The organism is Cupriavidus sp. KK10 (assembly GCF_018223725.1).
Lineage (GTDB): Bacteria > Pseudomonadota > Gammaproteobacteria > Burkholderiales > Burkholderiaceae > Cupriavidus > Cupriavidus necator.
This window is the reverse complement of sequence record NZ_CP073677.1, coordinates 3629021-3647929: the sequence shown is the minus strand read 5'-3', so window position 1 is coordinate 3647929 and position 18909 is coordinate 3629021. Positions and strand designations below refer to the sequence as shown.

The following is an 18909-nucleotide window of genomic DNA, read 5'->3' as shown; positions in this document are numbered from 1 at the left end:
GCCTTTTCTTTCATACCGTCGTCGCGTGCGGCGTAATGTTGTAAAGGTGGAAATCGCCGGTTGGCGTCGCTAGCCTGCCCGTGGGCGTCAGCCTGACCGCATGTTCCGTGGCCATGCCTTTCGCTGTGCGACGCAACGTGGCACCAGTGTCCAGATCGAGTTCGATACTGCTGAACAGCAGCGGCGCCGCGCCCTCGATCGTGGCAATGACCACCGGCAACACACCGGCGCGCAGCGGCTGCATCAGCAGTCCCGGCGCCCAGTTCTGCGTCAGCAGTGGCGCGCCCCCGTCGCGGCTCAGCAATTCAGCCAGGCGAGTAAGAGGCGGGGTCTCGGTTTCGGAAAGGTTGCCCATTTCAAGCTGCAGCCGACTGCCGTACAGGAACGTCTCGAGTGCGCCGGTGTTGCCCTGCGCATCCCAGTTGAAGCGCAGTCCCACTGTGGCCTCCCCGGCGACGCCCGCCGCGGCCTTTTCCGCCCACGCCGCAGATCGGTTGACGAACGTTGCGGCGGCCGCATCGCATACGATCAGATTGGGCAGGTGGATGGCTATGTTTACCGTGTCGCCGCGGGATAACGTTGGAATTGGCTCCCCGATGTAAAGCGCGCCGTTGGGGGAAAGGTCCGATGTCAAGCCAAGGTATGACGTGCCATCAAGGGTCAGCGTGATCGGCAGCCGCAGCGGGAAGCGGTACTCGGTGCGGCGGTTGCTTGCATGGCGGTGAGCGTACACGATCACCATTGCTGCCGTGAGAAGGGTCGCGCAGGTCCATATGAGCGTGACGACGCCTGCACCGACCGGAATGCTCCCTGTATGCATCCGGTACAGGCCTGTCGGCACGCTGATTGCCGTAATCCCCGCCAGCACTAGCACCGGCGACATCCAGAGCCACATCCTGCCAGTATCGGAAAGCTGCTTGTCGGTCACGGCAAACGGGATGTTGCGACGAAACAGTCCAACGCTCGTTGACATGAAGGCAAAGAATCGAGTCATGGCGTACTGCTCGCTGAGAAGCAGCGAGTTGTAGCCGCGTCCCAGCTCAAGGTGAACCAACATCGACAGCAGGTAGTACAGGCAGAACAGCAGCAGGAAGGTGTTGAGCGATGCGACGATGGGTAGGTCGCCCGAGAGAAATACTGCCGGCGGTGTCAGAAAGAAAACAAGCTTCTGCCAACCTTCGAAGAAGTAAAGTGCCGACGCGAAATAATTGAGTCGCTGGCCCAGCGTCAGGCCTCGGCTGAAAAGAATTCTTTCGCGCCGGAACACCTGCATCGCTCCCATTCCCCAACGCATGCGCTGCTTCAGGTAGGTGTCAATGCTGTGCGGCGCCAGGCCAAAGGCGAGTGATTCGGCGTAGTACACAGACTTGAATCCCAGCTTGTGCAGCTTGACGGCCGTATGGACATCCTCCGTAACGGTCTCGGTGGCGAAGCCGCCGATTCTCTCCACCGCGGAACGTCGGATCACCGCACAACTGCCGCAGAAGAAGGCCGCATTCAGTGCGTCCTTGCCGCGCTGTATGACTTTGAAGAAGAGCGCCTGCTCATCCCAGACCCGCTTCTTGCCGATGCGGTGGTTGAACGAGTCGATATTGAAGAAGTCCTGCGGTGTCTGCACGAACGCAACGTCTGCATCGTGGAAGAATCCCAGTGTATTCACCAGGAAATCCTTGCGAGGAGCATGGTCGGCGTCGAAGATCGCAATGAATTCGCCTTCGCAGAACTGCAGCGCGTGGTTCAGGTTGCCGGCCTTGGCGTGGGAGTTGTTATCGCGGGTGAGGTAGCGGCAGCCCAGATCCTCGGCCAGCTTGCGCATGTCTGGCCGCCGGCCGTCATCGAGTAGCCAGGTAACATGCGGGTACTCCATCCGCGTGGCCGCCAGCAGCGTACGGCGCAGCAGGTCCACGGACTCGTTGTAAGTGGGCACGAATACATCGACCTTCAGTCCCGCTGGCGGCGGTACTACCTCCCGCACGCTGAGCCGAAAGGTCATCAGCACGAACAGAAGTCCGCTCAGATAACCGTAGACTTCAGCGGCATACAACGGCAGAGACAGCCACGGCGCGTCCATGTTGACGGTTCCTACGCGCCAGGCGAGATACGCGAATCCGCAAGACACGTAGACGGCCACTAGCAAGGCGATATAGCGTTTGGGCTGCTCAGTCTTCATGTTGGCTTCCAATGGGCGCCTTGCCCGTCGAGCTACAAGCGGAGACCTATATCGGCATAGTCATACGACTAGTCCGCATGGTGCCATAGGCGGGAGCTCTTTGACGACTTCATGTCGCATCAGACGGTTGTTGTTTATTTCTGATATGAAGATCATTTAAGGCAGGGGCGGGGACGAGCTGGCTAGTGACCAAAATCTACGCGCAGATTCCACGGTTGCGTGAGTTGATCGCCGAGCGCCTGCGCGATAGAGCGGTGGCCTGCGCAGGGCATACGGTCAATGGTTAAGGAGGGCATTGCAGACGATACGATCCTGGCATGAAGCGTTCCGCCTGCGTGGCGCTTTGCTCTAGAATCGTCCCGTCATTCGATCCTGCGATGCCAGTGCCTTACAGGCCTGCGGCATCGCGCCCGCCACGGAGAACAAGATGAAGGTCCAGAACATCCTGCAGACGATCGGCAATACCCCGCATATCCGCATCAACCGGCTGTTCGGCAACGGCCACGAGGTCTGGATCAAGTCGGAGCGCAGCAACCCCGGCGCCTCGATCAAGGACCGCATCGCGCTGTCGATGGTGGAAGACGCCGAACGCCGTGGCGTGCTCAAGCCGGGCGGCACCATCATCGAGCCGACCTCGGGCAATACCGGTATCGGCCTGGCCATGGTGGCCGCGGTCAAGGGCTACAAGCTGGTGCTGGTGATGCCGGACAGCATGTCGGTGGAGCGCCGCCGCCTGATGCTGGCTTATGGCGCCACCTTTGACCTGACCCCGCGCGAGAAGGGCATGAAGGGCTCGATCGCGCGCGCCGAGGAACTGGTCGCCGCCACGCCGGGCGCGTGGATGCCGCAGCAGTTCGAGAATCCGGCCAATGTCGACGTGCACGTGCGCACCACCGCGCAGGAAATCCTGAACGATTTCCCCGAGGGGCTGGATGTACTGATCACCGGCGTTGGCACCGGCGGTCACCTGACGGGCTGTGCCCGCGTGCTCAAGGACAAGTGGCCGCAGCTCAAGGTGTTCGGCGTCGAGCCGGTGGCCTCGCCGGTGATCTCCGGCGGCGCGCCGGCGCCGCACCCGATCCAGGGCATCGGCGCGGGCTTTATCCCGAAGAATCTCGATACGTCGTTGCTGGACGGTGTGATCCAGGTCGATGCCGAGCCCGCGCGCGAGATGGCACGCCGCTGCGCGCGCGAGGAAGGCATCCTGGTCGGCATCTCGTCCGGCGCCACGCTGGCCGCGATCGCACAGAAGCTGCGCGAACTGCCGGCCAACGCGCGCGTGCTGGGCTTCAACTACGATACCGGCGAGCGCTACCTGACCGTCGAAGGGTTCCTGCCCGCATAAGCAGGCATGAGCGCCCTGGCCCGTGCGGCCCGGGCGCTCAGAACGCTTTGGGCAGCCGCTCAGCGCGACGACAGGCCGTGCCGCTTGTGCCAGTCCGCCAGCGATTCCTTCGGCCAGGTGTCGCAGTGCACATGGCCTTTGCCCTTGGGCACGTCGACCCAGGGCGCGACAGAATCCAGCGCAGCCTCCACCACCTCCGGCGGGCGCGGCAGCGCTGTGTCGATGGCCGATGCATGCGGATGCACCAGCTCTGGCCAGCGCGGGTCCCAAAGCCACAGCGCGCTGCCGCACTTCACGCAGAAATGCCGCTGCGCCGGCGAGCGCCGCGCGCGCTTGCCGGGCTCGCGCAGCACGGCGTGATAGATGCCAAGGTGCTTGCGCCCGCGCACGCGCAGCGTGGCCGCATCGCCGCCCAGGTTGATCGCGTAGCCGCCACTCCCCGCCGTCTTGCGGCAGATTGAGCAATGGCAGTGCATATACGGGTAGGGCGAGTCGGATTCGAGCGAGAAACGGATGGCGCCGCAATGGCAGGAGCCGTCTAGATGCATGGTGTGGGCCTTTGCACGGTGGCGTTCAGGACAGTCCATTGACTGTAGAAAACCCCCGGCAAAGTGCCAAGGCGGCGGTGATGGCTAGAGCGCCTTGCGGAATGTCAGATTGATGCGCAGCCGCCCCAGCAGCGGATGGTCGCCATCGGCCAGTGGCGCCACGCCGTGGAAGGCCAGCCGCGACGGCCCGCCCCACACCACCACGTCGCCATGCGCCAGCCGCACCCGCTGCGGACGGTCCGCGCGGCGCATGCCGCCGAACAGGAACACCGCGGGCAGCCCCAGCGAGACCGAGACGATGGGCGCGCTGAAATCGCGCTCGTCGCGGTCCTGGTGCAGCGAGAGCCGGGTGCCCGGCTCATAGCGATTGATAAGACAGGCATCCGGCTCGAAACCGGCAATGCCCGCTTGCGCCGCCGCGGTGGTGGCCAGTTGCCGGAAACTCGCCGGCATCTCCGGCCACGGCTTTCCGTTCAGCGGATCGACGGGGTCATAGCGATAGCCGCGCGCATCGGAGACCCAGCCGACCGTGCCGCAGTTGACCATCGCCACCGACATTCTCAGCCCGCCGGGGGTGATCATGTGCCGCCAGGGGGCAAGCGCGATGACGGCCTGGACGTCGGCCAGCAGCACTTCGGCATCCGCACGGGCCAGGCCGCGCAGGACTACGGCGCCGTCGGCGAGGGGTTCGATGGCGGGGCTGCCGGAGCCGCTCGGTGGCAGGTCGTCGAACAGGTCGAAAGTCATGAGATGGAGGATTGCGGACGCCTTGGCGCGGTCAGGCGACCGTCAGTTCCAGCCGCTTCCCCAAGGCCAGGAATGCAGCCTCGATCGTATCGATCTTGGTCGCATGGTCCAGGTCGACGATACGCTGCACCTCCTGCTTGCGCGTATGCAGCCGGCGCGCCAGTTCCGCCTGCGTCACGCCCTGCGCGATCATCTCGTTAAGCAGGAGCACCTTCGCCGACACGCTGGCCGGCAGTTCTACCAGATGCTGGCCGCGTCTTGCCTTCGACGGCAGCGGCACCGGGCGGCCATCTTCGAAATAGAACTCCATGGCCGTAGCGAGCGCATCGGCGGCCATCTCGCGGGCCTGCTCGATGGTGTCGCCGCTGGTCAGGGCTTCGGGGATATCGGGAAACGACACAGCAAAGCCACCGTCGTCCGGGACGATGTTGGCAGGGAAACGCAGCATATTGGGACTCCTCCTGCGACAACGGATGCCGGGTGTATGGTAAGCAAAAATGTTTACTGATTCTAGCAGCAATCCGTTAAATCTGGTTGCAGGATTGTGAGCGAAATACATGAACCGGCCGCCGCTGACATGACAAAGGCCGCCCGTCGGGCGGCCTTGCATTCTTCCTTGGCGCAATCACCACGCGCTGCGTAGCGCGAACTCAGGCAAACGTATCGATCTCGCCACGCCCAAGCACGCGTGCGGGACGGGCCGTCGTACTGGCCACCGCCGCCGGCTCAACAGCCGCCAGCGTGCCGGCACCAAAGCTGGTTTGCCCGCGCCCATTCTCCGGTGCCTGCTGTTGCTGCCCGTTGCCATTGCCCGCCTGGCTGGCAAAGCCGTCTGCGCCCACCGAAGTCTGTCCAAGCTGGATGCCGCTTTCCGACAGCGCGGTGCGCAGGTGCGGCAGCGCCGCTTCCACCGCGGCGCGCACGGCCTGGTGGGGCGAGACGAACTGGGCCTGGGCCTGCTCGTTGACCACGTTGAGCACGACCTTGAGCGGCCCGAGGTCGGGCGGGTTCAGCTGCAGTTCGGCGCTTTGCTGGCCTTGCGTGCTCATGCGGATCATCTGCTGGCCAAGGGCCTGCGGCCACTGGCTGTCATACAGCGGCGGGGTGACCACGGGACGGGCGGAGGCGGCTGCAGCGGCTGCAGTAGCCGACGGGGTGGCCTGGCCGGCCAAGGCGGCGGCCGCGGCTTGCGTGTTGTCGGGGCTGGCGGCGGTAGCCTCGCCGGTGCGGGCGGCAGCCTGTGCGACGGCGAACGGTGTTGCCACGGGTCTGGTATCCGCCGTGCCGGGGTTGGCGGCGAGCGGATCGGCGCGGTGCTGGGCGATGCCGCTGTCGGGGCGATTGCCCGATCCGCCGGCAGACTGGCCGGTGGTGTCCTGCTGCTGGACGGCCAGTACGTCGCCCGGGATGGCCTGGGCCGTGCCGGCCTTGCCGTCGGTGCCTGCGCTGGTGCCGGCCTGCATCGCGGCGCGCTGGGATGCGATGGTGGCCAGCGTGTCGGCTATCGAAGGCTGTGCGGGCCGGGCTTCGGTGGTGACGACCTGCAGCGTGTCCGGCTGCGGCGTGGCGGCCGCCGGCATGGCATCGGCCTGGACATCTGCCGTGGCCGGCTGCGTGGCATTTGCCAGCGCCGCCTGCAGTGCGGCGCCGCCGCCGGTGTCGGCAACGCCCGCGAGGGCGGAACCTGGCGCGCACGGTGCGGCAGCAGGGCTGGTCGGGGCGGCGGCAGGCAGCATCAGTGCCAGGGCCGCTGCGGCAGCGGCTGCGGCGTCCGTCGGCGTGGCTGCCGTGGTGTCGTCCTGGTCCTGGTCTTCATCCTTGTGGCCGGCCGTGGGCTTCTTGCCGGCCGCGGCGACTGGCTGGGGCTTGCCGGCATCGGCCTGCGCCGCGGGCTGGCGCGATGCGGGCTGGTCGCGCGCGGTGGTTTCCCTGGCCGGCGGCGCGGGGGCCTTGCTGCTTTCGCGAGCGCGCGACAGCGCGTCGCCGAATCCGCTTGCGGTTGCGTCGGCGGTGGCGCGCCTGGCGCTCTCGACCGCATTGGCGGCGCTGCTGACAATCTGGCTGATATCGATCATGGGGTTGGCTACGGGTGTGGCCCGGGTCAGGCTTCGCTGAGGCGGCTGGCCGTGGTGCGGACCAGGCGGGCTGCGTATTCGTCGTTGGCGCGCTGCTCGCGGCGCGCGGCAACCTGGTCTTCCTTCGCTTCGGCGCGCGCGATCAGCGTGTCGAACGAGTTCAGGCGGCGCTTCTGGTGCTGCCAGTGGTTGCGCCCTGCCAGCAGGTCGGCCTCGGCCTTGGCCAGCGCCGCGCCCTGCTGGCGGATGGCATGGTCGAGCGAATCGAGAAAGCGCGAGAAATCCTGCCAGCGGCTCGAGGTCATGCCTTCGGCGGCCACCACCTGCATGCGCGCGCGGTACTCATGGCGGTACTCGGTGAGCTGGTTGAGCTGCTGCTCAGCCTGCGTGCGCAGTCCCTGCAGCCTGCCCAGCTCGCGCGCGGCGGCGTCGGTATCGTTCTGGGCGAGGTCAGCCAGCGTATTAAGCGGTGAATGCCTGGGCATGTTCACTCCTGTCGAAGAGGCTGTGAAGCTGGGCGATGGCGTCGTCGTAGCCGGCGCGCTCGTGGATGTCTTGCTGCAGGAAAGCTTCCATGCGCGGGTGCAGGCGCATCGCCAGGTCCAGCTCCGGGTCGTTGCCCGGCACGTAGGCACCCACGCTGATCAGGTCGCGGTTGCGCTGGTAGCGCGACATCAGCTGCTTGAAGCGGCGCACCGAGCCGAACTGGGCGGCCGGGATCAGCGCGGTCATGGCGCGGCTGATCGATGCTTCCACGTCGATGGCCGGGTAGTGGCCGGATTCGGCCAGGCTGCGCGACAGCACGATATGGCCGTCCAAGATGGCGCGCGCGGAATCGGCGATCGGGTCCTGCTGGTCGTCGCCTTCGGTCAGCACCGTGTAGAACGCGGTGATCGAGCCGCCGCCCTCGGGGCCATTGCCGGTGCGCTCGACCAGCGTCGGCAGCTTGGCAAAGACCGAGGGCGGGTAGCCCTTGGTGGCCGGCGGCTCGCCGATGGCCAGCGCGATCTCGCGCTGCGCCATGGCGTAGCGCGTCAGCGAGTCCATGATCAGCAGCACGTGCTGGCCCTGGTCGCGGAAATACTCGGCCAGCCGCGTCGCATAGGCGGCGCCCTGCATGCGCAGCAGCGGCGAGGTATCGGCCGGCGCGGCCACCACCACCGAACGTGCGCGGCCGTCGGGGCCAAGTATGTTCTCGATGAACTCCTTCACTTCGCGGCCGCGTTCGCCGATCAGGCCGACCACGATCACGTCGGCGCTGGTATAGCGCGCCATCATGCCGAGCAGCACGCTCTTGCCCACGCCCGAGCCCGCGAACAGCCCCATGCGCTGGCCGCGTCCGACGGTCAGCATGCCGTTGATGGCGCGCACGCCGGTATCGAGCACAGTCTCGATCGGCGCGCGCATCAGCGGGTTGATCTGCTCGCCGGCCAGCGGCACCTCCATGGCGGCGGTGATCGGGCCCAGCCCGTCGAGCGGACGGCCCGCGGCATCCAGCACGCGGCCCAGCAGGCCGGCGCCAACCGGCAGGCGCTTGGAGCCCGGCTCGCGCGGCGCGGTGATGCCGGCCGGCTGCGGCGATGGTTCCAGCGGATAGACGCGCGCGCCCGGCAGCAAGCCCACCACATCCGATTGCGGCATCAGGTAGAGCCGGTCGGCGCCAAAGCCCACCACTTCCGCTTCCGCGGTGCGCGGGGCATTGCTGTCGGTGGTGAACTGCCCGGCGGGCAGCTCGATCAGGCAGTCGCTGCCCACCGGCAGGCGCAGGCCCACGGCTTCCAGCACCAGGCCCGCGGCGCGCGTCAGACGGCCGCAGCTGCGCTTGCTGTCGAGCCCGGCGATGCCGGCCGTGGCGCTGTCCAGCGCGCCGATCCAGCGTTGCGCATGAGCCAGCGCGGAATCCGGCGCGGGCGTGGCTTGCTCGGCGGCATCAGGCATGTGGCGGCTCCCACGGATCGTCGCGGCCCAGCGCCTTGACCACGCGGGTCCAGCGCGTAGGCAGCGTGGCATCGCGCTCGCCGCTGGCGGCACTGGCGATGCAGCCGCCGCGCGCCACCGACGGATCGGCGCGCACGGTCCAGCCGGCGGCCGCCAGTTCGCCATGCAGGTGGGTTTCCACCAGCGCCACGTCGTCGGGATGCAGCAGCAGGCTGGGCGATCCGCACAGCGCTGGTTCGCTTGTCAGCAGCTCGCGTACGGCCGGCAGCAGCACTGCGGGGTCGTTTGCCAGGGCGGTGCGCACCAGCTGGCGCGCCACGTCCAGCGCCAGCGACACCAGCGCGAGCGCGACCTGGTCGTCCACGCCGCCGAGCGCGCTGCGAAAGTTGGTGGCCAGCGCCTGCAGCTGCGTGGCCTCGTTGCGTGCGGCTTCCAGGCCGCGGGCGTAGCCTTCGCGGTGGCCGTCGCCGTAGCCCTGGGTCTGCCCCTGGGTGTAGCCCTGGGCATAGCCTTCCTTGCGCGCGCCTTCGCGCATCGCGTCGAGCGCCTCGAAGTCGATCGGCGGCGGTGCGGGCTCGGATGGCATGGCGGCCAGGGCTTCGGGCGGCTCCATATCCCGGGGATCGAGCGAGCCCATCTGCCAGCGCTGCCAGCCGGCTGCGCCGCCACGCGCGCGGCGCGGGGGCTCGAACGGCGCAAAGCCGCCAGGATCGGCGGCCGCGCCGTTGCCGGCAAGGGAAGAGAGCGGGTCGCCGCGCGGCGCGCGGCGTGCGGCCTGGCCGCGCTCAGGGTTTGCCTCAGACATAGGCATCGTCGCCTCCGCCGATCTGCACTTCGCCCGCATCCGCCAGGCGTCTTACCACCTGCAGGATTGCCTTCTGCTCGGCCTCGACCTGCGACACGCGCACCGGGCCCAGCGCGTCCAGGTCCTCGCGCAGCATCTCGCCGGCGCGGGTGGACATATTGCGGATGAACTTGTCGCGCAGCTCCTGCGGCGCGCCCTTGAGCGCGACGATGAGCGACTCGGTGGCGATTTCCTTGAGCACGCGCTGGATGCCGCGGTCGTCGACCTCCAGCAGGTTCTCGAACAGGAACATCTCGTCGATGATCTTCTGCGCCAGGTCGCCGTCGTGCAGGCGCACGCCGTCGATGACGGCCTCTTCGTGCGCGGTGCTCATCAGGTTGATGATCTCGGCCGCGGTGCGCACGCCGCCCATGCGGCTGCGCTTCAGGCTCTGGCCCGCCAGCAGCTTGGTCAGCACGTCGGTCAGTTCCTGCAGCGCGCCCGGCTGCACGCCGCCGAAGGTGGCGATACGCAGGATCACGTCATTGCGCAGGCGGTCGGTGAACAGCGCCAGCACTTCGGAAGACTTCTGGCGGTCCAGGTGGATCAGGATGGTGGCGATGATCTGCGGGTGCTCGTCACGGATCAGCTCGGCAATGGCCGTGGCGTCCATCCAGTTCAGCGAATCGATGCCGCCGCCCGGATCGCGTGATTCCAGGATGTCTTCGATCACCGACTGGGCGCGTTCCTCGCCCAGCGCCTTGTTCAACACGCTGCGGATAAAGGCGTTGGAATCGACGTTCAGGGCCAGGTACTGCTCGGTCTCGGAGCGGAACTCGCCCAGCACCTCGGCCATTTCCTCGCGGGTGACCGAGCTGAGCGTGGCCATGGCCGAGCCCAGCTCCTGCACTTCACGCTGCGACAGGTGCTTGAACACCTCGGCCGCGGCATCCTCGCCGATCGCCATCATCAGGACGGCGCTCTTTTGCAGGCCAGATTCGGACATGCCCTTAGCGGTTGTCATTGGCAATCCAGTTCTTGATCACGCTGGCGACCAGGCGCGGGTCGCGCTGTGCGGCGTCGCGCACCAGCGCGAGGTCGCTTTCATACTTGGCGGCAAGCCGCAGGATTTCCGGGTTGGCGGGCTCGTCCGGCGGCAGCAGCACCGCCTCGGTCTCGTCCCTGGCTTCCGGCGCCGGCAGCGGCGGCGAGGTGTAGCGGCGCAGGATCGGGCGCGCCACCTTGAACCACACGAACAGCGCCAGCACTGCCAGCAGCAGGTAGCCCGCAAGGGTCTTGCCCAGCTCGATCATGTCGGGCTGCTTCCACAGCGGCACCTCGGGCGCGGCTTTCTCGCGCTCGGCGGTGAACGGGCTGTTGACCACGTTGATGGAGTCGCCGCGGTCGGCCGAGAAGCCCATCGCTTCCTTGGTCAGGTTCTCGATCTGCGCCAGCAGTGCCGGCGGCAGCGCTTCGGCCACGAGCTTGCCCTTGGCATCGGCCTGCTGGCGGTAGTTGACCACCACCGCCACCGACAGGCGGCGCACGCCGCCCGGTGCCTGCTGCACGTGGCGCACGGAGCGGTCCAGCTCGTAGTTGACGGTGGAGTCGCGCCGATTGCTGCTGGGGCCGCTGGAAGCCGTGGAATTGGCGCCCGGGGCCCCCTGGCCTGGCTGGGCAGCTTGCGCCGGCTGTCCGGGCTGCCCGGCAGCCGGAGCACCGGCCTGTCCCGGCGCCTGGCCCGCACGCGGCGTCTGCGGCGTGGTCACGGGCGCGGCGGCGGCGGCCGGCGGCTGGTTCGACAGCGCGCCGGGCACGCCGCCCGGCGGCGTGGCACCCTGCTGGGTCGATTCGCTGGTCTGCTGGCTGCGGATGGCCGAGCGGGTCGGGTCCTGATTCGGCTTGTAGCTCTCGTCGGTGTGCTCGACGATGGAAAAGTCCACGTCGGCGGTCACCTGCGCGCGCACGTTGTCCTTGCCGACGATCGGCGTCAGGATCGCTTCGATGCGCTTCAGGTAATTTTGCTCCAGCGCCTGGACGTACTTGAGCTGGGTCGCGTCGAGCATGCGCTCGTTGCCGGTGTTCGACAGCAGGTTGCCGTGCTGGTCGACGATCGAGATCGACTTGGGCGTCAGCTCCGGCACGCTGGACGACACCAGGTGGCCGATGGCCGCGACCTGGCCTTCATCGACGGCGCGGCCCGGGTACAGCTGCAGCACGATCGACGCGGTCGGCTTCTGGCGCTCGCGCACGAACAGCGTCGGCTTGGGGATGGCCAGATGCACGCGGGCGGACTGCACCGCGGCGATGGATTCGATCGAACGCGCCAACTCGCCTTCTAGTCCGCGCTGGTAGTTGACCTGCTCGGCAAACTGGCTGATGCCGAACTTCTGGTTGTCCATCAGCTCCATGCCGGCGGTGCCGCTCTTGGGCAGGCCCTGCGATGCCAGGCGCAGGCGGGTCTCATGCACCTTCTCGGCCGGCACCATCACCGCACCGCCGCCTTCGGCGAACTTGTAAGGCACGTTCATCTGCTGCAGCGACTGCAGCACCGCGCCGCCGTCGCGCTCGGAGAGGTTGCTGTACAGCACCTTGTAGTCCGGGCTGCGCGACCACAGCACGCCCACCGCGATGGCCGCGGCCAAGGCTGCGCCGCCCAGCATCAGCGGCAGCTTCGGGTTGGCCTTCAGGCGCTCGAGCACTTCTGCCGGGCGCCCGGGCAGTGCCACGGCCGCGGTCATGCGCGTGCTCCGGATCCGGCGCCGCGATGCTCGCGACGGCACGGGCGATGCTGACCGCCTTGGTCGTCGGCGCGGCTCACGGCACGGCTCACATTACGCTGCAGAGAAAACACGCGTACTCCCGAATCGATGGTTGTCTGGTGATTTCCGGAGCCAGCACGGGACGACAGCCCGCGCTCTTCCGGCACGGTGGCAATGATCGGCCAGACTTGAGCGCGACAATCCGGCGAACAGACGCGGTTTTTTGTCCGATTTCGGCCCATGGGAGAGCGGAGGCGGCGGGTACTCTGCGGGGGCTGAAACTGGCTGCGAACCGCCTGAGGCCCACCTGCCGGTAGGCCGTTATGTGATGCAAGGGCGCGCCACAAGACGAACTCTGCCGGTGGACCGGCATACGACGAGCCAAATGACCACTATCTCTTCCATCGAGGGCATGCTGCAGCAACTGCGCGGGATGTCCCAGGTTGCCTCGGGCAACAGTGCCAGCCAGTCCGCCGCGCCGGTCGGCGGCGGCTTTGCCGGCGAGCTGCAGCGTTCGCTGGGGCGCATCAACGCCGCGCAGGAGCGTGCCTACGGCCAGGCCGAGGCATTCGAGCTGGGCAAGCCCGGCGTGGCCCTCAATGACGTGATGATCGATCTGCAGAAGGCCAATGTGTCGTTCCAGACCGGGGTGCAGGTGCGGAACCGGCTGGTGGCGGCATACCAGGAAATGATGAATATGGCGGTGTAAGCCTACCGGCCTGCCCAGAAAGCAAAGAGCCCCTGGCGCGCGCAAGCGGTCAGGGGCTCTTGTCGTCCGGGTCAGGTCTACGCTTCAGCGCCTGCGTCCATGCCCGCTTCAAGGTGGTAGATCCACGCCAGCAGTTCTGCCACGGCCACATAGAGCTGCGGCGGCACGTGGCTGTCCAGGTCGACCTGCATCAGCAAGTTCACCAGGGTGGGCGAATCGTGGATATAGACGCCCGCTTCGCGCGCGCGGGCGATGATGGCTTCGGCCACCACGCCATAGCCCTTGGCGACTACGCGCGGGGCCTTGTCGCTGTGCTGGTAGGACAGCGCGATCGCCGTGCCGCGGTCTTGCGCCGCTTCGCTCATCGCGCCTCTCCTTCTGTCATGTTGTCCTGGGTCTGCACGCTCAGGCGCTGCAGCACGATGCCCTGCGCCTCCAGCTGGTTGCGCAGCAGCGGCCGTGCCGCGATGAAACGCGCCGCGACATCGGTCTCGGGCGTTGCCACGCGGGCGTCGAGCCCTGCCGGTCCCAGTGTCAGCACCGCTTCGACGATGCCGAGGCTCGGCAATTGCAGCCGCAGGCGGCTGGACCATGGCCGGGCGTTGTCGTCATGGGCCTGCGCCGCGCCATCCGCATCGGGGCGCAGCAACTCCCACTCCATCGGCACGCCGGGCCAGGCTTCGCCGGCAAAGCGGAACTGCTGCGTGGCGAGCAGTTCCAGCTGCTGGCGGACCACGCCTTCGGTAGCCGGATGGATGGCCGGGCCGGCTGCCGCGGCCTGCCGGCCGGCGTCCGCCGAGGCGATGTCCGGCAGGCCCGCGGCGGCGCGCGCCGCGTGCGGGGCGAGGCTGTCCGGCGCAACAGTGCGCGCGCCAGCCTCCGCGGTAGTCTGGTAGGCCTGCCTGGCCAGCGCCGCGGCGGACTGGCGCTGGGTCCCGGGTTCGGCAGCGGCTTCGCGGCTGTAAGCCGCCGTGGTGGCGGTGCCTTGCCGCAGCGCCTGTTCCGCGGCCGCATGGCTGTGGGCCACGCGCGGATTGCCGGCCGAAGCCAGCGCTTCAGCCAGCACCTGCGAGGCCGGAATCAGCGGCGGCGCCGAGGGCCGCGCCGGCTCCGCCGCTGCGGCACCGCCGGCATAGGTCAGCAGCGCAGACGGCAGCGTTGTTGCTGCGGCCTGCGCAGTGCCACCTGGGGCAGCCGCTCGGGCCGGCACCGGTACTTGCGCCTGCGGCTCCTGGCGGATGCCGGACAACGCGCGCGCCCCGGCAACCCACTGCGCCAGGTGTGATTCGTAGAACAGGCCGCTCTGCCCGACCGTGTTGGCAAAGGCCGCCGCGGCGGCCTGCGCGGACGCTGGCGTGGGCGCGGCGGCCAGCAGCGGGCCGGCGCTGCGAACCGGCTGGGCCTCAGTGCCGTCCATCACCGCAAGGATGGCGCGCGCCGCCGCGCTCAGCGATTCCTGCGTCGAAGTGCCCGGCAGCAACGCAGCCTGGCCCGCCAAGGCGTTGGGGCCGGTGGCCTGCTGGCTGTGGCGGATCGCCTGGCCAGTGGAGTTCTGGACATTCGACTCGGTGGCCTCGGGCACGGGCTGCAGCGCCGCCAGCTTGTCGATGGCAAGCGCGGTGCGCAGCGGTTGTGGGTCCGGGGCCTGACCGGGTGCCAGGCCTGGAGGCAGATGGATGCCGGTCATACGGGTCGCTTGAATGCAGACGGCGGGCTTTCCGGCCCGCCGCAGGGAGCAGTGCAGCGGTCAGGCTGCGTCAGGCCGTGGCGCCATAGGCGGCGGATAGTTCGAACTGGCGGCGCGAGCTGGTCAGCATGTCGCCGAGCTTCTTCAGCTGCGGCATGGCCAGGTCACGGATGCGGGCGTCGTACGTGAGGATGCGGTCCAGCAACTGGTAGCGGCGCATGCGTTCCGCATCGGAAAACGGTGCCTCGTGGTCCATCTGGCGCAGGCGATCCACCTGGGCCAGGTAGCCCTGCTGCAGCTTGGCTACGGTGTCCCAGTCAGCTGCCTGGGCGGCCTCGTGCATGCGTGCGGACAGCGCGAGGATTTCCTCGTAGCAGTCCACGATCGGGGAAAACTTGGGAAGGGAAGCCATGTCAGTTGTCCTGCAAGGCGGGTTGCTGATCCGCGGCCGCGGCCGTGTCGTCGATCTGCGCCCAGGCCGAAGCCAGGCTTTCGAGCAGCGTGTCGACCTCGGCCAGCAGGGCTGCGTCGCTGCGCAGGTTGGCCAGCATCAGCCGGCGCACCATGTACTCGTACAGGGATTCGAGGTTGGCGGAGATCTCGCCGCCAGCCTCATGGTCGAGCACGGCGCGCAGGCCGTTGTCGATGATGTCGATGGCCTTGGAGATGGCGTTGCCGCGTTCGGCAATACTGCCGCCTTCCAGGTGGAACTTCGCCCGCGCAATCGCCGCGCGCGCGCCGTCGTACAGCAGGGTGATCAGCTTGTGCGGACTGGCGCTCATGGCACCGGTCTGGACGCCGACCTGGGCGTAGGCATTGGCGGATGCGCGGGCGAACATGGTTGGGTTCCTTCAGGCTGTGGGATGCGGCGGGACGGTTACTTTTTGGCGCTGTTGTTCAGCGCATTGAACTGCTGCGTCAGGTAGCTGCTTGTGCGGTTCATCTGCGCGACCACCAGGTCCAGTTGCGTGAACTGGGCCTTGTATCGAGCAACCGTGGCAGTAACGCGGTCCTGGACGCGGTCATAGTCGTCTTCCAGGTCCTTCAGCGTCTTGGTGATGCCATCCTGAGCCACCTTCAGCGCGCCATCGGTCTTGCTCAGGCCCTCGATATAGGTGCTGGCGCGCTTGCCGATTCCGCCGTCGCCGGTGGTGCTGGAAAACAGGGACGTGACGCGGCCCAGGTTGTCGTTTATCGCCTTGGTCAGCTTGGTGTCGTCCAGCTTCATCGTGCCGTCTTTGTCGAAACTGATGCCGACGTCGATCAGCGTGATCGTGCCGCCGTTGCCGTCATCCATGGCGCCGCCCAGCATCGACCGCAGGCCGGACTGGATCGTGCGCAGCGTGCCGTCGCCAGTCAATGCCGCGGACGTACCGGCCTTGGTATCGAATGCCGTCAGCGACTTGGCGGAACTCTGAATGTTGTTGTAGGCGGTGACAAAAGCCTGGACGGCGGCCTTGATTGCGACGTTGTCACGGGTCACCACCAGCGATGTCGTGCCTGGCTTGACAAGGTTCATGGTCACGCCCTGCGCTGCGTCCACCACTGAATTGCTCTGGCTGACCACGTCGATGCCGTTGATCTTCAGCGTCGCATTGGCAGGCGGCACCTTCTGTTCCATCTTGTTGGCGGCGGGCGCCGCGGCCGGGTCGAACGCAACCACGCTGTTCAGTGCAGCATCGGTCGACGACACGCGCATGGTGGCTTGCGTTCCGGTCTTGTCCGACGTCAATACCAGGCGGTATGGGCTGGCGCTGCCGTCATTGACGATGCTGGCGGTCACCCCGATGCCGGCCTTGTTGATGGCATCGCGCATCCCTTCGAGGGAAGAATCCGCGGGGATGGTGACCTTCTTGGTGGTAGTGGCGGCGCCACCGGTGGCCAGCGCTTCGCCGAAGTCGAACACGAGCTCGCCGCCGCCGATCGCGGCCTTCTGGTCGGCAACGTTGCTGCTCACCAGCGACTGCGCGGTGGCCAGCGTGTTGACAGTAATGCTGTAGCTGCCAGGCACGGCGTTGGCAGCGGTGGTGACGGTCATCACGTCCGTGTTGCCGACGCTGGCCTTTACGGCGCCGAAGGTGGCAGCATCGGACAGCTTCTTCGCCGCGCCCTGGTAGGCATCCAGCACGCTTTGCACCTGACTGTAGGCCGACAACTTGGTCTGGTAGCTCTTGGCCTGCGCATTGATAGCGTCAAGCGGTGCCTGCTCGGCCTTCTGCAGCTGGTCCAGCAGATCGCTCAGTTGCAGGTTGGAACCGATGCCGATGGAGGAGATCGTTGCCATATTATTGTCTCGTCTTCAACTGATATTCAGGGCTCAGGCCGCGTGGTTGATGAACAACCCCTGCAGCTTGTCGATGGCGCGGGCAATGCGCAGCACCTCTTCGGTGGGCATCTGCCGGATCAGGTCGCCGGTTTCCTTGTCGATCACCTTGGTGATGACGCGGTGCGTGGCGTCGTCGATCTCGAAGCGCAGGCCGATGGTGGTGGTCTTGAGCGCGTCGACCAGCTCGCCGATGGCGGCGCTGGTTTCCAATCCCTGGGCGGCTTCTGTGTGGTCGCTGGTTACGGCACGATCCTGTCGCTGCGTAGCCTGGCTGGCCATGGTGGTGGCGCCGCCAGACGGCATGGCAACGGCTAAGCCTTCGGCTGGCATCCGCACGGTAAAGGGGTTCACTGTCGGGGGAGGCGCCATCGAATACTCCGTCCGGGTTGGGAGGGTTCAGTTCCAGGAGAAACGCTTTGCAGGCAGTCGGGCTGCCTGCGAAATGCTCCTCGGGCAAAAAGGCCGGGCCTTGCGGCCCAGCCTTCTTGCGCGTTTCGCCGACGCGATTAACGCAGCAGCGACAGCACGCCTTGGGTGGTCTGGTTGGCTTGCGCCAGGACCGACGTACCAGCCTGTTGCAGGATGTTCGCGCGGGTCATGTTCGACACTTCCGTTGCGTAGTCAGCGTCCTGGATGCGCGAGCGCGACGAGGACAGGTTGGTCACGGTGGTGCCCAGGTTCGAGATGACGGAGTCAAAACGGTTCTGGACTGCACCCAGCGAGCTGCGCAGGTCGTCGACTTGCTTCAGCGCGGCGTCGATCTTCTTCAGCGCGTTGCCGGTGGGAACGCCCGTGAATTCGGCCGTGGGGGTGGCGCCGCTCAGGGAGATCGTGCCAACGGCCACGTTGAGCGTGGGGGCTGCACCGCCGTCGACCAGCGTATTGGCAGCGACGTAGTTCTTGCCCTGCACGGTGACGTAGCCCGTGGCAGCGCCTGTAGCATCGTTGGCAACGCGCACCAGTTGGTCTTGCAGCGTGACGGCGGCGCTGATGCCATTGGCGGTGTCGTCGAACGCAACATCGGCTTCGTTGAGCTTCACGGCCCCGGTGGTACGGTCGACCGAAGCGGCAAAGTAGTCGTCACCAGCCTTCACGACGAACTGGCCCGAGTTCGCACCGGCAGCCGTCTTGACTTCGTGCAGTTCGAGGTCCGCTGCGGCGAAGGTCTTGCCGGTTGCGGCGTTGATCTTGGTGACGTCGCCTGCAGCGAAGCTCACGTTGAACGAACCGGTACCAGCGGCAGCGTTGATCGTGGTGATCTTCGGGCCAACGTCCAGCGAGTTCTTGGCCACCGAGAAGCCGCTCAGGCCCAGCGTGGTCCTGTCGATCTGCTTCAGATCGATGGAGATGGTTTCGCCGTCGTTGGCGCCAACCTGGACGGACAGCTTGTTGCTGCCGGCCAGAACCTTGACGCCGTTGAAGTCGGTCTGTTGCGACGTACGGTCGATTTCAGACAGGCGCTGGTTGATTTCATCCTGAATCGACTTCAGGTCAGACGACGAGTTCGAACCCGTGGCCGCCTGGACCGACAGTTCACGAATACGTTGCAGGTTGTTGTTGACTTCGGTCAGCGCGCCTTCCGTCGTTTGTGCCAGCGAGATGCCGTCGTTGGCGTTGCGCTGGGCTTGCGTCAGGCCGCGGATGTTCGAGGTAAAGCGGTTGGCGATGGCCTGGCCGGCGGCGTCGTCCTTGGCGCTGTTGATGCGCAGGCCCGACGACAGGCGCTGGATCGCCGTGTTCAGCGACGATTGCGACGTGTTCATGTTGTTCTGAGTCATCAGAGACAACGAATTGGTGTTAATGACTTGCGCCATGGTA

Annotated in this window: 19 protein-coding genes; 2 read left to right on the top strand and 17 right to left on the bottom strand. The window is 66.9% G+C overall.

All coding sequences use genetic code 11. The features are described 5' to 3' along the window. Nucleotides 1–10: 10 nt before the first annotated feature. A complete protein-coding gene (locus KB879_RS17095) occupies nt 11–2170 on the bottom strand; it encodes a glycosyltransferase (protein ID WP_211979467.1) in 2160 nt (719 codons plus the stop codon). Between the two features lie 427 nt (nt 2171–2597). On the opposite strand from KB879_RS17095, the gene cysK reads away from it, so the two are divergent. Further along, entirely contained in the window at nt 2598–3515 is a 918-nt protein-coding gene (gene cysK / locus KB879_RS17090) for a cysteine synthase A (protein WP_153954100.1), read from the top strand. 59 nt (nt 3516–3574) lie between these two features. Here the strand turns inward: cysK and KB879_RS17085 are convergent, their stop codons facing one another. The 9 genes from KB879_RS17085 to fliF form a co-directional block, all read right to left on the bottom strand. Beyond that, entirely contained in the window at nt 3575–4063 is a 489-nt protein-coding gene (locus tag KB879_RS17085; protein WP_211979466.1) for a GFA family protein, read from the bottom strand. A gap of 84 nt (nt 4064–4147) precedes the next feature. Continuing rightward, entirely contained in the window at nt 4148–4810 is a 663-nt protein-coding gene (alkB, locus tag KB879_RS17080) for a DNA oxidative demethylase AlkB (RefSeq protein WP_211979465.1), read from the bottom strand. A gap of 31 nt (nt 4811–4841) precedes the next feature. Beyond that, nucleotides 4842–5258 (bottom strand): type II toxin-antitoxin system HicB family antitoxin, encoded by a 417-nt coding sequence (locus KB879_RS17075; RefSeq protein ID WP_211979464.1) that lies wholly within the window; start codon nt 5256–5258, stop codon nt 4842–4844. A gap of 202 nt (nt 5259–5460) precedes the next feature. Next, nucleotides 5461–6885 (bottom strand): flagellar hook-length control protein FliK, encoded by a 1425-nt coding sequence (locus KB879_RS17070; RefSeq protein ID WP_211979463.1) that lies wholly within the window; start codon nt 6883–6885, stop codon nt 5461–5463. 26 nt (nt 6886–6911) lie between these two features. Beyond that, nucleotides 6912–7370: a flagellar export protein FliJ gene (gene fliJ, locus KB879_RS17065; protein WP_013953957.1), complete on the bottom strand. Its 459-nt coding sequence runs from the start codon at nt 7368–7370 to the stop codon at nt 6912–6914. Then, nucleotides 7348–8823, bottom strand: coding sequence for a flagellar protein export ATPase FliI (fliI, locus tag KB879_RS17060; protein ID WP_211979462.1), 1476 nt, complete (start codon nt 8821–8823; stop codon nt 7348–7350). Before fliI ends, fliJ begins: the two co-directional genes overlap by 23 nt. Continuing rightward, a complete protein-coding gene (gene fliH, locus KB879_RS17055) occupies nt 8816–9634 on the bottom strand; it encodes a flagellar assembly protein FliH (RefSeq protein WP_211979461.1) in 819 nt (272 codons plus the stop codon). The genes fliI and fliH overlap by 8 nt, the downstream gene beginning before the upstream one ends. Next, the gene (fliG, locus tag KB879_RS17050; RefSeq protein ID WP_013953954.1) at nt 9621–10631 is read right to left on the bottom strand and encodes a flagellar motor switch protein FliG; all 1011 of its coding nucleotides are present in this window, start codon (nt 10629–10631) and stop codon (nt 9621–9623) included. Before fliG ends, fliH begins: the two co-directional genes overlap by 14 nt. Next, nucleotides 10618–12348, bottom strand: a complete 1731-nt coding sequence (gene fliF / locus KB879_RS17045) for a flagellar basal-body MS-ring/collar protein FliF (protein ID WP_013953953.1) — start codon at nt 12346–12348, stop codon at nt 10618–10620. Before fliF ends, fliG begins: the two co-directional genes overlap by 14 nt. A 406-nt stretch (nt 12349–12754) precedes the next feature. On the opposite strand from fliF, the gene fliE reads away from it, so the two are divergent. Beyond that, nucleotides 12755–13078, top strand: a complete 324-nt coding sequence (gene fliE, locus KB879_RS17040; protein ID WP_041688225.1) for a flagellar hook-basal body complex protein FliE — start codon at nt 12755–12757, stop codon at nt 13076–13078. 77 nt (nt 13079–13155) lie between these two features. On the opposite strand, the gene KB879_RS17035 is transcribed toward fliE, so the two are convergent. From KB879_RS17035 to KB879_RS17005, 7 genes are all read right to left on the bottom strand, one after another. Then, a complete protein-coding gene (locus KB879_RS17035; protein WP_211979460.1) occupies nt 13156–13443 on the bottom strand; it encodes an EscU/YscU/HrcU family type III secretion system export apparatus switch protein in 288 nt (95 codons plus the stop codon). After that, nucleotides 13440–14765 carry a flagellar hook-length control protein FliK gene (locus KB879_RS17030; protein ID WP_211979459.1) on the bottom strand — a complete coding sequence of 442 codons (1326 nt, stop codon included), beginning with the start codon at nt 14763–14765 and terminating at the stop codon, nt 13440–13442. Before KB879_RS17030 ends, KB879_RS17035 begins: the two co-directional genes overlap by 4 nt. A 70-nt stretch (nt 14766–14835) precedes the next feature. Then, entirely contained in the window at nt 14836–15177 is a 342-nt protein-coding gene (locus tag KB879_RS17025; protein ID WP_013953949.1) for a flagellar protein FliT, read from the bottom strand. Nucleotide 15178: 1 nt separating this feature from the next. Next, the gene (gene fliS, locus KB879_RS17020; protein ID WP_013953948.1) at nt 15179–15604 is read right to left on the bottom strand and encodes a flagellar export chaperone FliS; all 426 of its coding nucleotides are present in this window, start codon (nt 15602–15604) and stop codon (nt 15179–15181) included. A 38-nt stretch (nt 15605–15642) separates the two neighbouring features. Next, nucleotides 15643–17049 carry a flagellar filament capping protein FliD gene (gene fliD, locus KB879_RS17015; RefSeq protein ID WP_013953947.1) on the bottom strand — a complete coding sequence of 469 codons (1407 nt, stop codon included), beginning with the start codon at nt 17047–17049 and terminating at the stop codon, nt 15643–15645. Between the two features lie 33 nt (nt 17050–17082). After that, nucleotides 17083–17460, bottom strand: a complete 378-nt coding sequence (locus tag KB879_RS17010; protein ID WP_211979458.1) for a flagellar protein FlaG — start codon at nt 17458–17460, stop codon at nt 17083–17085. 137 nt (nt 17461–17597) lie between these two features. Then, the gene (locus tag KB879_RS17005; RefSeq protein WP_211979457.1) at nt 17598–18905 is read right to left on the bottom strand and encodes a FliC/FljB family flagellin; all 1308 of its coding nucleotides are present in this window, start codon (nt 18903–18905) and stop codon (nt 17598–17600) included. Between the last annotated feature and the right edge of the window lie 4 nt (nt 18906–18909).